The organism is Aquipseudomonas ullengensis (assembly GCF_014174475.1).
Lineage (GTDB): Bacteria > Pseudomonadota > Gammaproteobacteria > Pseudomonadales > Pseudomonadaceae > Aquipseudomonas > Aquipseudomonas ullengensis.
In genome coordinates this window covers 256666-269749 of the sequence record NZ_JACJUD010000001.1, presented here as the reverse complement: position 1 = coordinate 269749, position 13084 = coordinate 256666, and the positions used below count along the sequence as shown (strand labels likewise).

Genomic DNA, 13084 nt, shown 5'->3' with positions numbered 1-13084 from the left:
GCTACTCCATCAGGTACTGGATTTTCTTGGTCAGCCGCGGCACCGAGTCTTCGGTGAACAACAGCAGCAGATCGAAGTGGATGGCGTGGCCTTCCAGGCTGTAGCTGATCTCAACGGCCAGGGTCTGCTTCCAGCGCTGCTGGTTGAGGTGGATCAACTGCTCGATGGCCGCATGCTGGCCGAGCAGTTGCGGGTGGCCGAGGGAGAAGCGCACGTCGATCTGCTCGGCAATGCCCGACAGGCAGGCGCCGGTGATGACGCTGGCCAGGTCGAGGAGCATTTCCGAGGTCTCGCCGGCGTTCTTCGGTTGCCAGCCGAGCAGGCGCGCCACGTCGTCGATTTCCGAATCATGGAACAGCAGCAGCGCCTCGCCGGCGATGGCCTCGCCGATGAAGCCCTGGCACACCGCGCTGAGGCGCTGGCCGCGCTGGGCGTCCTGCAGGGCCATGTGCAGCTCGCTGACCTCGAACAGGTTGACGTTGGGGATCGGCAACTGCACGAACACGCCAAGCACGCGGGCCAGAAGCGCGGCAGCGCGGCCCATGGCGACGTTGCTGACTTCGCGCAGGGCATCGCGGAAGTTGACCTTGAGCGCCAGCTCCTGACGCGGCGGATTGCTCTTGGCTTCGCTGCTGGCCGGGTTGTACAGGCCCAGGCGTTCAAGGGTCGCGCGCAGTTCCGCGGCATCGGCCGGCTTGCGGATAAAGGCCAGGGCGCCGAGTTCGTCGACCCGCCGCCGCGCCTCGTCCTGCACGTCACCGGAGACCACCAGCACCTGGCAGGCCAGGCCTTCTTCACGCAGCTTGGCAAGCACCTGGTAGCCGTCCATCACCGGCATGGTCAGGTCGAGCAGCATCACCTGGCCGAGCCCCTGGCGAATGGCGGCCAGCGCTTCTTCGCCCTGGGTTGCCTGGGTGATGCTCACCGGCCAGTCGGCCGGCAGGGCGCGGATCAGCTGCTTGCGCGCCATGTTGGAGTCGTCACAGACGAGAAGCGGGATCAACAGGGTTACCACGCTGCTAAGGCAAAACTGGGCATAGGCCAAGCATAGTCGCTGCCCGCTAGGCGGGATCAGGTGGCCAGGCTGGGCGGTTCGAATGAGTAGGTGTTGCGCCCGGCGTTCTTCGCCGCATACATGGCGCGGTCGGCCTGCTGCACCAGGGATTCGATGTCGTCGCCGTCACGCGGGAACAGGCTGACACCCATGCTCGCCTTGACCTGCACCTCGTGGCCGTCGATCAGCATCGGCAGTTGGAAACGCTCCAACAGCTTGTGCAGGATGCTGATCACCTGCTGCGCGTCTTCCACCACCTCGAAGAGGATGACGAACTCGTCGCCGCCCAGGCGCGCCACCGTGTCGTTCTCGCGGGTGGCCGAACGCAGCAGGGTGCCCACCGCCTGCAGCACGTGGTCGCCGAGGCTGTGGCCGAAGGTGTCGTTGAGTTCCTTGAAGTGGTCGAGGTCGATGAACAGCACGGCCAGCTGTTTGCCACTGCGCCGCGAGTTGGCCAGGGCGTGCTCCAGGCGCTCGAAGAACATCCGGCGGTTGGGCAGGCTGGTGAGCGGATCGTGGCGGGCCAGGTGGTTGAGGGCGTTGCGGCTCTGGGTGAGCTCCTCCATATGGCTGAGCACTTCCTGCTGCATCTGCCCGAAGCTGCGCGCCAGCAGGCCCAGCTCGTCGCGGCGCTGTTCCGGTAGCGGGCTGATCTGGTGGTCGCGGGAGAAGCGCTGCACCGCCTCGGTCATGCTTTTCAGCGGGCGGGTCAGTGCGCGTGAGGCGAAGATGGCGATCAGCAGGGCCAGCACGCTGAACAGCAGTACCACCTGGATGATGCGCTGACCGAGGTGGGCGGCGGACGCCAGCACCTTGTCTTCCGGCACGGCCAGGCCGAGGATGACGAAGCGATCGGGGCTGTGTGCACTGGCTTTCAGGCGGCTGAAGGCTGCCACCAGGGGCTTTTCGGCTTCCTGGCCGGAGCGGCTGACCAGGCCGTTGGGGCCGTTCATGTCGAGGAGTTGGCGGACTTCGCTGAACTCGTCCTGGAGGAACATGCGCCGGCCCTGGTCGAAGCCGAAAGTGCGCTGGTGATCCGGGTGGATCAGCAGGTCGCCCCAGCTGTTGCTCAGGTAGACCCGGTAATAATCGGGCAGGTCGCTTTTCAGCTGGCTGAACACCTGCTCCAGGTCGACGTTGATCACGATCAGGGCAAAGTCATTGCCCTGGCTATCCACCAACGGCGCGGACACATACAGCGTTGGGCGATTCTCGGCGGCGTGGGTGCCTTGCTCGCGGTTGATGCCGATGGGCGACAGGCGCGCCTGGCCGCGGGGCAGCTGCAAGGTGTCGAAGACGTAGGGGAAGTGCGCCTTTTCCTGCAGCTGGTCGCCTTCCACCCGCAGCAGACGGTCGCCGTCGCGGTCCACCCGGACCTGCTCGAGGCCATGCCCGGCGGCACTGATCAGGCGGATCTGCAGGTATTCGGGATGCACCTGCATCTGCGCGCGGAACAGCTCGGCCATATCGCCTTCCACATGGGCGCGGTCGATGTCGCTGACTTGCTCGGGCAGGTCGCGCTCCTCGGCCACATCGGCCAGCAGGCGCACGTCGCGCGCGACCCCGTCGAGGCTGCTGCGCAGGTTGCGCCCGAGTACCTGGGTGGCGGTCTGCAGGTCACGCTCGGCGGCTTTGAGCAGCATGCTGCGGCTGTTGCTGTAGGAGTAGTAGCCGGTCAGCCCGGTGACCAGCACGCCGAACAGCGCCAGCAGGCAACCGAGCTTGAAGGCGATGCCGAACTTCATGGCGTCTCCTCCAGCGGCGGGCGCTCGCCGGAGATGATGCGCTGCCACAGGCGCGCGCGGCGCGCGGCGTCTTCCACCGGGCGTAGCCAGATCAAGCGGGCCGAGCGGTCGACTTCGGCGGGTTCTTCGAGGGTGTTGGACAGGCCCTGGCGCTCGGTCAGGGCGTGGCTGATGCGCGGCTCCAGGGTGAAGTCGATCCACGCTTCAGCCAGCTTCGGGTCGCGCGCGCCGCTGCTGATCGCCCAGCAGTCGAGCCAGGCCAGGGCACCTTCACGGGGGATCACGTAGCCAACATCGGCGCCGCCGTCCTGCAACTGCTTGAGCTGCTGGCGTCCGTAGTTGGCGAACAGCAGTGCGGCCTTGTGTTCGAGGAACAGGTTGGCGGCTTCTTCCGGCAGGGAATAGAAGGCCAGCACATTGCGGCGCAGGGCGACCAGCTGCTCGGTCACCGGCGCAAACCCGTCGTCGCTGATATGGAACGGGTCGCGGCCACGTGCCTGGCTGGCGATGGCGAAGTTGTGGCTGCTGGTGTTGAAGGCCAGCACGCGGCCGTGCAGTTGCGGGTCCCACAGGCTGGTGATGGAGTCGGGCGGCTGCTTGAACTGCTGGCGGTCGTAGATCAGGCCCATTTCCGAGTAGGTATAGGGGATCGCATAGACCTGGCCGGCGTGGGTGATGCCGGGGATTTTCGGGTAGTCGCGAAAGCGCCAGAGCTGGCGGGTGGTATTGCCGATGCGGGCCGGTTGCAGTGGCTGGAGCAACTTTTGGCTGATGTAGTGCTCGATCTCTGCGGTATTGGCGGCGATCACGTCGTAATCGCCGCCCTGGTTGGCGGCCAGTTTGGCACGCATGACGTCGTCGCTGCCGACCAGTGTGACTTCGACTTTTACCTGCTGGCGCTGCTCGAATTCGGCCACCAGATCGCTATCGGCATAGCCGGGCCAGGCAAGGATGCGCAGGGGTTGGCGCTCAGCCAGGGCAAGCGCCGGCAGCAGACTCAGCAGGCAAAGAAACAGGCGCAGCGGACGAAGATACGGCATCGGCGGAGTCGCGGCAGGGGTGCGTTTGCAGTGTATACGATGGCCATGTGCCTTGCTCTACACAGTATTCCAGAGCAGTTCATCGAATGCTGGCGCCAGGCGTGCTAGCGTTTCCGAGTCCCCACTCCTATCAGGTAATGCGTCATGGAAGAAGAAACACTGATTAACGTCGGTACCGCCAAAGCCAATCAGTTGCTGGAACTGGTCACTACCTACGGCGCTGCCTTTGCCGTGAAGATTCTCGCGGCCATCGCGTTCTGGGTGGTCGGGCGCTGGCTGATCGGCTTTGCCGTCGGCCTGGTGCAGAAGGCCCTGGGCCGCCAGAAGGTCGACCCCACCGTGCTGCGCTATGTCGGCAACTTCATCACGGTGACCCTGAATATCCTGCTGGTGATCGGCATCCTCGGTTACTTCGGCGTGCAGACCACCACCTTTGCCGCGCTGATCGCCGCGGTCGGCCTGGCCATCGGCATGGCCTGGTCGGGGTTGCTGGCCAACCTGGCGGCGGGTGGTTTCATCATCGTGCTGCGGCCGTTCAAGGTCGGTGACTTCATCTGTGCGGGCGGTGTGACCGGCACGGTCACCGAGATCGGCCTGTTCGTGACGGCGCTGAATACCCCGGACAACGTGTTGACCCTGGTGGGCAACAACAAGATATTCAGCGACAACATCCAGAACTACTCGCACAACGCCTTCCGCCGGGTCGACCTGCAGGCCCAGCTTTCCGGTGCGGCGGACTGGAAAGCGGCGGTAGCCCTGCTCAAGCAGCGCATCGCGGCGGTCGACAACGTGTTGGCAGAGCCGGCGGTGGATGTGGAAATCCTCGACTTCAACCTGGTTGGCCCGGTACTGGCCGTGCGCCCGTACTGCCACACGGACCATTACTGGCAGGTCTACTTCGACACCAACAAGGTGATCAAGGATGCCCTCGGTGAAGGCGGCTTCCCGGCGCCGATGCCAGCACAGACGGTGATCGTGCAGCAGGTCTCCGGCAACTGATCGGCGGCCGGCTCAGGTGGGCGAACTCTCCGCCCACTTGGGCGCGACCTCGGGTTTCCAGGCGTTCAGCTGGTCGAGCAATTCGCCGGCTGATTCGCTGCGCTGGAGCATGCCGCGGTGTGGCGGGCGGACGAAGCCCTCGCCCACCAGGTGGTCGAGAAAGCCACTGAGCTGCTGGTAGAAACCGTTCACGTCGAGCAGGCCGAGCGGCTTGCCGTGGTAGCCAAGCTGGCCCCAGGTCCACACTTCAAACAATTCTTCCAGGGTACCGAGGCCGCCGGGCAGGGCGATGAAGGCGTCGGCCAGTTCGGCCATGCGCGCCTTGCGTGCGTGCATGCCGTCCACCACTTCCAGGCGCGTCAGGCCCTTGTGGCCGATCTCCGCGCGTTCCAGGCTCTGCGGGATGATGCCGATCACCTGGCCGCCCGCGGCGATAGCGGCATCCGCCACCACCCCCATCAAGCCTACGGCGCCACCGCCATAGACCAGGGTCAGGCCGCGTTCGGCGAGGGTGCGGCCGAGTGTTGCGGCGGCTTCGCGGTACAGCGGATTGTTGCCGGTGCTGGCACCGCAGAAAACGCAGACGGACGTGAGACTCATGCAGGGCTCCACTGGGCAATTGGGTGCCACAGGGTAGCGCCGGCCCGGGCCTGCTTCAAATCAGCGCGTGTTCGTCGGGGCAGTTGCCACTGGCGCCCGCGGCATAGGCCGCGAGCAGGCTGCGCAGAAAACTGTTGAACGGCATGGCGGCTTCTCCTGATGGGGTTCAGGCTCATCCTAGGCGTGGATGAGGTGCCTGGCCGGTAGATTGTCTCGATCAGCCCGATAGGCGTGCATTCCGGTGCGGCCGCACTACGCTGCCGCCCGGGACCAGGCATTCCGGCAGCTTCAGCTCGCCAGCAACCACACCCCGGCACCTGCCGATGCCGCGCCTGCCAGGCGCACCAGGGGTGCAGCGGCTTGTGGCAGGAAACGCACCAGGGCATAGCCGAACGCATGCAGCGTGGCGGTGGCGGCGACGAAACCGGCGGCGTAGCCCCAAGGGCTGGCCAGCGCCGGCAGTTCCAGGCCGTGGGCGACGCCGTGAGTCAGGGCGAACAGGGCGGTGAGGCCGAGCGCAACGATCATCGGCAGGCGCGCGGCGACCGCGACCAGCAGGCCGAAGGCCAGCACCGAGGCGGCGATACCGGTTTCCATCAGCGGGATCTGCAGGCCGCCGAAACCGAGCAGGCCCCCGAACAGCATGCTGCCGACGAAGGTCAGCGGCAGCGCCCAGCGTGCCGCGCCGCTTTGCTGGGCGGCCCACAGGCCGACGGCGAGCATCGCCAGCAGGTGGTCGAGGCCGAACACTGGGTGCGCCAGGCCGGCCATCAGGCCGGAGTCGCCATGGCCGGGGTGGGCGAAGGCCACGGCGGGAGTGAGGAACAGGGCGAGGGTAAAGAGGCTTTTACGCAGATTCATGGTGGGCTCCTTGCGAGGACTTAGGCGGCGGTGAGCATGCCGTGGCGTTCGATAAAGGCGATGATCTCGTCGAGACCCTGGCCGACTTTCTGGTTGCTGAAGACGAACGGCTTGTCGCCGCGCATCTTGCGCGTGTCGCGGTCCATGACTTCCAGCGAGGCGCCGACCATGGGTGCCAGGTCGACCTTGTTGATCACCAGCAGGTCGGATTTGCAGATGCCGGGGCCGCCCTTGCGCGGCAGCTTGTCGCCGGCGGAGACGTCGATCACGTACAGGGTCAGGTCCGACAACTCGGGGCTGAAGGTGGCCGAGAGGTTGTCGCCGCCTGACTCGACGATGATCAGGTCGAGGCCGGGGAAGCGCCGGTTGAGCTGGTCGACCGCTTCCAGGTTGATCGAGGCGTCCTCGCGGATGGCCGTGTGCGGGCAGCCGCCGGTTTCCACACCGATGATCCGCTCCGGGGCCAGGGCCTCGTTGCGCACCAGGAACTGGGCGTCTTCCTGGGTATAGATGTCGTTGGTGACCACGGCGATGTTGTAGCGCTCGCGCAGGGCCAGGCACAGGGCCAGGGTGAGGGCGGTCTTGCCGGAACCGACCGGGCCGCCGATGCCGACGCGCAGGGGTTGGCTGTTCATGTGTGCTTCCTTATCAAGAGCGGAATAGACGGCTGTACTGGCGCTCGTGCGCCATGCTCGCCAGGGCCAGGCCAAACGCGGCGCTGCCCCAGTGAGCGGGTTCGAGTTCGCTGGCCTGGCGCTGTGCCTGTTCGAGTACGGGCAGCAGCTGCGAGGTCAGGCGCTGCGCGGCTTGCTGGCCGAGCGGCAGGGTTTTCATCAGCACTGCCAGCTGGTTTTCCAGCCAGCCCCAGAGCCAGGCGGCCAGCGCGTCGCTCGGGCTGATCTGCCAGGCGCGTGCGGCTAGCGCCCAGGCCAGGGCGAGGCAGGGTTCATGCTGCTGGAGCAGCGAGCGGGCCGCTGTATCCAGCTCCGGCAAACCATCCAGCAACTGCTTGAGCGAATAGCCCATCTGCCGGCTTTCCAGTGCCAGCTCACGGGTTTCGCGGCTGGCGCGGTGCTCGCCGGCCAGCTCGCCCAGGCGCAGCCAGTCGGCGTTGGCCGCGGCGGTGCAGTGGGCCAGCAGCAGCGGCGCTTCGAAGCGCGCGAGGTTGAGTAGCAGTTGATCGTTGATCCAGCGCTGGGCGCTGTCCTGATCGCTGACCAGGCCTTGCTCGACCGCCATTTCCAACCCTTGCGAATAGCTGTAACCACCGATTGGCAGTTGCGGGCTGGCCAGGCGTAACAGGGCCCAGGCCTTGTTCACAGGCGCACGCCAAACTGGTGCAGGCGCGGTGCGTAGCTGAATTCGGCATCGCCGGCATGGGAGTGGTGATGACCGCCGCCGTAGGCACCGTGCTCGGGCTGGAAAGGCGCCTCGATCACGCAGGTGTTGGCGCCGAGCTGGTCGAGCATGGCTTTGAGCACATAGTCGTCGAGCAGGCGTAGCCAGCCGTCGCCCAGTTGCAGGGCAACGTGGCGATTGCCCAGGTGGTAGGCGGCGCGGGTCAGTTCGAAATTGTTGGCGCAGGTGACGTGCAGCAGGGCTTCCGGGCGCGCGCAGACACGCACGATGCGACCGTCCTCGGCGCGCAGGAAGTCGCCGTCGCTGAGCGGCGACTGGCCACGCTCGAGGAACAGGCCGACGTCTTCGCCGGCCGCACTGAAGCAGCGCAAGCGGCTCTTGCTGCGGGCTTCGTGGGTCAGGTGCAGCTCTTCATCCCAATGGGCCTGGGATTCGAGGCGGTGGTGGATCACCAGCATGTAAAGCTTCCAGCCAAAGAATAGTGCTGGAGCTAGAGCAAGGGGCTTGCCAAAGCGGGTGAAGTCCCGGGCTCGGGCGGTGCTGCCTGATTACAGGGCTATTCGCTGACCGATATTGGTGCGCGATGGCTTTGTCTGGGCGAATTTGGTGCGGTCTGTCTGGCGTGGGTTGCTCCGGCTGCTTGCGGAGCGATGCAGGATCAGCGCAGTGTTCCCCGCCAATGAGCCGCAGCGGGCGCGGAAGCGCTTACTCGTCGCCGCGTCCCAGGCCGCGCCAGTGCTTGGCGCCGATAAAGATGAAGCGCAGCTGCTGGATCATCTTGGCTTCGGGGGTGAGGTGCGCGGGCAGTGAAGCGGCCGGTGGGTCGATCAGCTCGGGCAGGGTGGCGAACACGGTCTTCACCACCATGTCGGCGAGCACCGCCTTGGCGGGGGTGTCGAGGTGCTGCAGCTTGGGCATCAGGGCCAGGTCGTCGACTAGGTCGGCGGCGATGCTCTCGCGCAGGCCGACCAGGGCCTGGCGCACCGGCAGCGAGCCGCCGTACTGCTCGCGAGCGAGGAAGAGGAACTGCGAGCGGTTGGCCGCGACGGCGCCGAGGAAGATGTGTACCGAGGCGTCGATCACGCCGCCCAGCTCGAACTCGTTGTGGCGCACCACGCGGATGGTGTCGCGGAAGGTCTCGCCGACTTCGGTCACCAGGGCCAGGCCCAGCTCATCCATGTCGGGGAAGTGCCGGTAGAAACCGGTCGGCACGATGCCGGCGGCGCGGCTGACTTCGCGCAGGCTGAGGCTGTCGAAGCCGCGGTTGCTGTCCATCAGCTCGCGTGCGGCGTCCATCAGGGCCTGACGGGTCTGCTGTTTCTGTTCGGCGCGTGGCGACATGAGCTCTCGGGGTTCCAGCCTGGTGCGGGTGTGCGGCGCACTCTAACAAATGCGCTTCGCAGGCGTCGAACCGCCATTTCAGTGTACGAGTGTTGACTGGAATGAATTCGTCTGCCATTTTTGTGTACAAGTGTTCACTGGAGTTCGCCATGACCCTCCTTCCGTTCTCATGGGTGTGTGTCACCGCTCGCATGCTGGAGCCGCTGCGCTGGCTGGTGGCGCGCCACTGGCTGCGCGAGTCTGAGGTCGATGCCGTGCTGGCCTGGCTGCAGCCGGCGTGGCGCTTGAACCGGGTATTTGCCCGCGTCGAGGGGCGCGACTGGGTAAGCGACGACATGCTGGCGCTGCGTCTGCGCTGCAATGGCAATGCGCGTGGCTGGCAGGCGGGGCAGCACGTGCAGCTGTTCATGGTGCTGGATGGCGTACGCCACAGCCGCAGCTATAGCCTGATGCGCGTGGGTGCCGGTGGCCGTATCGAACTGGCGATTCGGCGCCAACCAGGCGGGCGGCTGTCCAACCGATTGCTCGACCACCTGGCCGTGGGCAGCCTGCTGGAACTGGGCAGCGTCGGCGGCGAACTGCAGTGGCCGCAACAGGCCGATGGCGTGGCGTTGCTGGCTGCGGGCAGCGGCATCACACCGTTGATCGGCCTGCTGCGGGAGGCGTTGGCGCAGGGTTTCAGCGCGCCGGTGCGGTTGCTGCATTACGTGCGCGAGTCCGGCCAGTGCGCGTTTGTCGCTGAGCTGCAGCAACTGATGGCGCGCCACTCCAACCTGACGGTGAGCTGGGCCCTGACCGGATCGGCTGCGGTTCCGGGCGCCCTGACGGGCCGTCTGTGTGCGGATCACCTGGGCGGGCTGCAGGGTTTCAGCCTGCTGGCCTGCGGTTCCGCCGGTTTCGTCGACTCGGTGCGCGAGCATTGGCGCGGCCCCTTGCAGGTGGAAGCCTTTACCGCGCTGGCGCGGCGCATCGAACCTGGCAGTGCGGTGCAGTTGCAGTTCACCCGTTCGCGCCAGTCGATGCAGGGCGACAACGCCCGCAGCCTGCTCGAGCAAGCCGAAGCCCAGGGCCTGCGCCCGGCACACGGCTGTCGCCAGGGCATCTGCGCCAGCTGCACGTGCACCCTGCTGGCCGGCACGGTGCGTGACCTGCGCAGCGGCGCATTGTTCGCCGAACCGGGGCAACCCATCCGCCTGTGCATCAACGCTCCCCACGGCGATGTGCAGATCGACCTTTGATTCCTCCTACAGGATGCCGCCATGCGCAATGATCGCGAGTTGACCCCTGTCGAGCTGGACGCCTTTGGTGCCGAGCTGGACGCCCTGCGCAAACGCACCCTGGCCGATCTCGGCGACGTCGATGCGCGTTACATCCGCCGGGTCCGCAGCGCGGTACGGCTGTGTTGCTGGAGCGGCCGCGCCTTGCTGATGCTGGGCTGGTTTCCGCCGACTTGGCTGCTCGGCAGCCTGCTGCTGGGCCTGGGCAAGATCCTCGAGAACATGGAGCTGGGGCACAACGTCATCCACGGTCAGTACGACTGGATGAACGACCCGGAATTCGCCGGGCGCAGCTACGAGTGGGATATCGCCGGGCCGGCCGATTTCTGGCGGCACACCCACAACCATGTGCACCACACCTGGACCAATGTGCTGGGCATGGACGACGACGTTGGCTACGGCGTGGTGCGGCTGTTTCCCGAACAGCGCTGGAAGCCGTTCTACCGCTGGCAACCACTGTGGGTGACGCTGCAGGCGTTGCTGTTCCAGTACTCGGTGGCGATCCAGCACCTGCGCCTGGACAAGGTTTACAAGGGCAAGCTGAGCAAGGATGAAGTGCGCCCGCTGCTCCGCCAGTTCAATGCCAAGGTGTTGCGCCAGTGGTGCAAGGACTATCTGTTCTTCCCGCTGTTGGCGTTACCGTTCGGCGCCAATGCCCTGGCCGTGCTGGCGGGCAATGGGTTGGCCAACCTGCTGCGCAACCTGTGGACCTTCGCGGTGATTTTCTGTGGTCACTTCACCGAACAGGCGGCGGTGTTCAGCAAGGAGTCGGTGGTTGGTGAGAGCCGTGGCCGCTGGTATCTGCGCCAGATGCGCGGCTCGAGCAACCTCAGTGGTGGCAAGCTGTTCCACATCCTTACCGGCAACCTCAGCCACCAGATCGAGCATCACCTGTTTCCCGACCTGCCGGCGCGGCGCTATGCCGCGTTGTCCGTCGAAGTGCGCGAGATCGCGGCGCGTTATGGCCAGGTCTACAACTGCGGCAGCCTGCCGGCGCAGTTCGCTACGGTGATGCGGCGGATCTGGACTTACCGTTTGCCGGGCGATGCGCCAGCCAGTGTCGCCTGATCCGTAAACGGATCGGCATGTTGCAGGCATAAAAAAACCGGTGAGTGCAGGGCATTCACCGGTTGTTGGGTGGAGCGCCAAGCGCACTCAAACGGCGGCGCTCTGTTGGCCCTGTTTGGTGTTGAAGTAGCCGCTATCCACGACATAGTTGCGGCGTGCAGTGGTGGAGCGTTCGCTGCGCTGGCCCTGCTGGGTTTTGAAGTAGCCACTGTCGACTACGTAGATGCGGCGTGCAGTGGTGGAGCGTTCGCTGCGTTGGCCTTGCTGGGTTTTGACGTAGCCGCTGTCGACTACGTAGATGCGGCGGGCGGTGGTGGAACGCTCGCTGCGCTGGCCCTGCTGGGTTTTGAAGTAGCCGCTATCGACCACGTAGATGCGCCGTGCGGTGGTGGAGCGTTCGCTGCGTTGACCTTGCTGGGTGTTGAAGTAGCCACTGTCGCTCACGTCGAAACGGACAGGTTGGGCGGTGTCGTGCAGCACCTGTTCGCTTTCGCGGGTCACGCTCGATTGGACTTCGCCAAGGATCGGTTGCGGCTCGCTCGACGGTACGGCCAATACGGCGGTGGAAGAGAGGCTGGTGACGAGCAGGGTAGCCAGGATGGACGCTTTCATTTTGGGCACCTCGTAAGGGGGTAAGTGAGTACGGGGCCCATCTTACGGATCGTGCCTGGATTAAGAATTTGACCCTTCTGATAGTGACCATCGACGGCGCTGATAGGCCGTTTGCGCGGCTCTATCTCGATGATCTGCCTGCTGGTGAAGGTCGATTGTGCGGCAGGCGAGAGGTGGCTCGACTCAGTCGGCGCGGCGTCGCAGGGCCCATTGCTTCCATTCGAAGCTGAGTACCACCAGCAGCGACAGGGCAAAGGGCAGCAACAGGTAGAACACCCGGAACACAATCAGCGCCGCCAGCACATCAGCGGTCGGCAGTTCCGGCATGGCGGCGAGGAAGGTCACTTCCAGCACGCCCAGGCCGCCCGGCGCATGGGACAGCAGCGCCAGGGAGAAGGACACGAGGAATACGCCGAGCACCACCAGGTAGCCCGGATTGCTCTCCACCGGCAGGGCGAAATAGATGATCGCCGCGGCGCACGCCAGCTCCAGCGGGCCGGCCAGCAACTGGCGGCCAACGATGCCCAGGCGTGGGTATTCGACATGCAGCTTGCCCCACTTCCACGGCTTGAACTGGCGCCAGGAACCGAGGATGTAGAGCGCCACCAGGCCCAGCAGGAACAGGCCGAGCAGCACGGACAGCCAGGGGCTGACATTGGCCACGCGCTCGATCAGCTCCGGCTGCGAGATCAGCACCAGGCCGCCGCAGAACAGCGCGCCGAGGGCAAAGGTGAAGGAGCAGAAGAAGATCAGCAGGCCGATTTCCGGCGGCGTCAGGCCCTTGCTGGAGTAGGCGCGGTAGCGCACCACCGCACCGGAGAACACCGAGGCGCCGATGTTGTGCGCCAGCGCATAGGTGGTGAAGGAACAGAGGGTGATGAACCACCAGGAGATTTTCTTGCCCAGGTGGGCGATGGCGATGCGGTCGTACCAGGCCAGGGCGCAGTAGGCGCCCAGCGTCGAACCAGCGGCCAGTAGCCAGTTATGCCGCGAGATGGCGTGCAGGCTCTGCGACAGCTCGTCGAGGGAGATCGTGCGGATCTCCTTGTAGAGCAGGTAGCAGGAGAACACGACGGCGAGCAAACCGATCAGGGTCCAGATCCAGTCGCTCCTTTTCATCATCGGCGG

At 65.5% G+C, this 13084-nt stretch carries 14 protein-coding genes; 3 read left to right on the top strand and 11 right to left on the bottom strand.

Annotated features, from left to right (window positions below; translation table 11 throughout):
- Position 1: 1 nt before the first annotated feature.
- From H3H51_RS01155 to H3H51_RS01145, 3 genes are all read right to left on the bottom strand, one after another.
- A complete protein-coding gene (locus H3H51_RS01155; protein WP_235981265.1) occupies positions 2 to 970 on the bottom strand; it encodes a response regulator in 969 nt (322 codons plus the stop codon).
- Positions 971 to 1071: 101 nt separating this feature from the next.
- Entirely contained in the window at positions 1072 to 2799 is a 1728-nt protein-coding gene (locus H3H51_RS01150) for a diguanylate cyclase domain-containing protein (RefSeq protein ID WP_183087184.1), read from the bottom strand.
- Complete coding sequence (locus H3H51_RS01145) at positions 2796 to 3839, bottom strand: ABC transporter substrate-binding protein (protein ID WP_183087183.1); 1044 nt, start codon at positions 3837 to 3839, stop codon at positions 2796 to 2798. Before H3H51_RS01145 ends, H3H51_RS01150 begins: the two co-directional genes overlap by 4 nt.
- 144 nt (positions 3840 to 3983) lie before the next feature.
- Here H3H51_RS01145 and H3H51_RS01140 point away from each other — a divergent pair, with 144 nt between their 5' ends.
- A complete protein-coding gene (locus H3H51_RS01140) occupies positions 3984 to 4838 on the top strand; it encodes a mechanosensitive ion channel family protein (RefSeq protein WP_183087182.1) in 855 nt (284 codons plus the stop codon).
- A 12-nt stretch (positions 4839 to 4850) separates the two neighbouring features.
- Here H3H51_RS01140 and H3H51_RS01135 read toward each other — a convergent pair whose 3' ends face one another.
- The 6 genes from H3H51_RS01135 to H3H51_RS01110 form a co-directional block, all read right to left on the bottom strand.
- Positions 4851 to 5438, bottom strand: a complete 588-nt coding sequence (locus H3H51_RS01135) for an LOG family protein (RefSeq protein ID WP_183087181.1) — start codon at positions 5436 to 5438, stop codon at positions 4851 to 4853.
- 288 nt (positions 5439 to 5726) lie between these two features.
- Positions 5727 to 6299, bottom strand: a complete 573-nt coding sequence (locus H3H51_RS01130; RefSeq protein WP_183087180.1) for a HupE/UreJ family protein — start codon at positions 6297 to 6299, stop codon at positions 5727 to 5729.
- A 20-nt stretch (positions 6300 to 6319) separates the two neighbouring features.
- On the bottom strand, positions 6320 to 6934 hold the full coding sequence (gene ureG, locus H3H51_RS01125) for an urease accessory protein UreG (RefSeq protein WP_183087179.1): 615 nt from the start codon (positions 6932 to 6934) through the stop codon (positions 6320 to 6322).
- Between the two features lie 13 nt (positions 6935 to 6947).
- On the bottom strand, positions 6948 to 7619 hold the full coding sequence (locus tag H3H51_RS01120; RefSeq protein ID WP_183087178.1) for an urease accessory UreF family protein: 672 nt from the start codon (positions 7617 to 7619) through the stop codon (positions 6948 to 6950).
- Complete coding sequence (ureE, locus tag H3H51_RS01115) at positions 7616 to 8116, bottom strand: urease accessory protein UreE (RefSeq protein ID WP_183087177.1); 501 nt, start codon at positions 8114 to 8116, stop codon at positions 7616 to 7618. Before ureE ends, H3H51_RS01120 begins: the two co-directional genes overlap by 4 nt.
- A 247-nt stretch (positions 8117 to 8363) precedes the next feature.
- Positions 8364 to 8999, bottom strand: coding sequence for a TetR family transcriptional regulator (locus tag H3H51_RS01110; protein WP_183087176.1), 636 nt, complete (start codon positions 8997 to 8999; stop codon positions 8364 to 8366).
- A 149-nt stretch (positions 9000 to 9148) separates the two neighbouring features.
- Between H3H51_RS01110 and H3H51_RS01105 the strand changes: the two genes are divergently transcribed.
- Both H3H51_RS01105 and H3H51_RS01100 read left to right on the top strand, forming a co-directional pair.
- Positions 9149 to 10237: a flavin reductase family protein gene (locus H3H51_RS01105; RefSeq protein ID WP_183087175.1), complete on the top strand. Its 1089-nt coding sequence runs from the start codon at positions 9149 to 9151 to the stop codon at positions 10235 to 10237.
- Positions 10238 to 10258: 21 nt separating this feature from the next.
- Positions 10259 to 11344, top strand: a complete 1086-nt coding sequence (locus H3H51_RS01100) for a fatty acid desaturase family protein (RefSeq protein WP_183087174.1) — start codon at positions 10259 to 10261, stop codon at positions 11342 to 11344.
- Positions 11345 to 11431: 87 nt separating this feature from the next.
- On the opposite strand, the gene H3H51_RS01095 is transcribed toward H3H51_RS01100, so the two are convergent.
- Positions 11432 to 11956: a hypothetical protein gene (locus tag H3H51_RS01095; RefSeq protein WP_183087173.1), complete on the bottom strand. Its 525-nt coding sequence runs from the start codon at positions 11954 to 11956 to the stop codon at positions 11432 to 11434.
- A gap of 183 nt (positions 11957 to 12139) precedes the next feature.
- Complete coding sequence (locus H3H51_RS01090) at positions 12140 to 13078, bottom strand: lysylphosphatidylglycerol synthase transmembrane domain-containing protein (protein ID WP_183087172.1); 939 nt, start codon at positions 13076 to 13078, stop codon at positions 12140 to 12142.
- Between the last annotated feature and the right edge of the window lie 6 nt (positions 13079 to 13084).

What these genes read in the sequence shown, in the direction of transcription:
- H3H51_RS01130 (WP_183087180.1), bottom strand. Translation starts at nt 6,299, where the DNA reads ATGAATCTGCGTAAAAGCCTCTTTACCCTCGCCCTGTTCCTCACTCCC.
- H3H51_RS01105 (WP_183087175.1), top strand. Translation starts at nt 9,149, where the DNA reads ATGACCCTCCTTCCGTTCTCATGGGTGTGTGTCACCGCTCGCATGCTG.
- ureG (WP_183087179.1), bottom strand. Translation starts at nt 6,934, where the DNA reads ATGAACAGCCAACCCCTGCGCGTCGGCATCGGCGGCCCGGTCGGTTCC.
- ureE (WP_183087177.1), bottom strand. Translation starts at nt 8,116, where the DNA reads ATGCTGGTGATCCACCACCGCCTCGAATCCCAGGCCCATTGGGATGAA.
- H3H51_RS01150 (WP_183087184.1), bottom strand. Translation starts at nt 2,799, where the DNA reads ATGAAGTTCGGCATCGCCTTCAAGCTCGGTTGCCTGCTGGCGCTGTTC.
- H3H51_RS01135 (WP_183087181.1), bottom strand. Translation starts at nt 5,438, where the DNA reads ATGAGTCTCACGTCCGTCTGCGTTTTCTGCGGTGCCAGCACCGGCAAC.
- H3H51_RS01145 (WP_183087183.1), bottom strand. Translation starts at nt 3,839, where the DNA reads ATGCCGTATCTTCGTCCGCTGCGCCTGTTTCTTTGCCTGCTGAGTCTG.
- H3H51_RS01090 (WP_183087172.1), bottom strand. Translation starts at nt 13,078, where the DNA reads ATGATGAAAAGGAGCGACTGGATCTGGACCCTGATCGGTTTGCTCGCC.
- H3H51_RS01100 (WP_183087174.1), top strand. Translation starts at nt 10,259, where the DNA reads ATGCGCAATGATCGCGAGTTGACCCCTGTCGAGCTGGACGCCTTTGGT.
- H3H51_RS01140 (WP_183087182.1), top strand. Translation starts at nt 3,984, where the DNA reads ATGGAAGAAGAAACACTGATTAACGTCGGTACCGCCAAAGCCAATCAG.
- H3H51_RS01155 (WP_235981265.1), bottom strand. Translation starts at nt 970, where the DNA reads ATGGCGCGCAAGCAGCTGATCCGCGCCCTGCCGGCCGACTGGCCGGTG.
- H3H51_RS01110 (WP_183087176.1), bottom strand. Translation starts at nt 8,999, where the DNA reads ATGTCGCCACGCGCCGAACAGAAACAGCAGACCCGTCAGGCCCTGATG.
- H3H51_RS01095 (WP_183087173.1), bottom strand. Translation starts at nt 11,956, where the DNA reads ATGAAAGCGTCCATCCTGGCTACCCTGCTCGTCACCAGCCTCTCTTCC.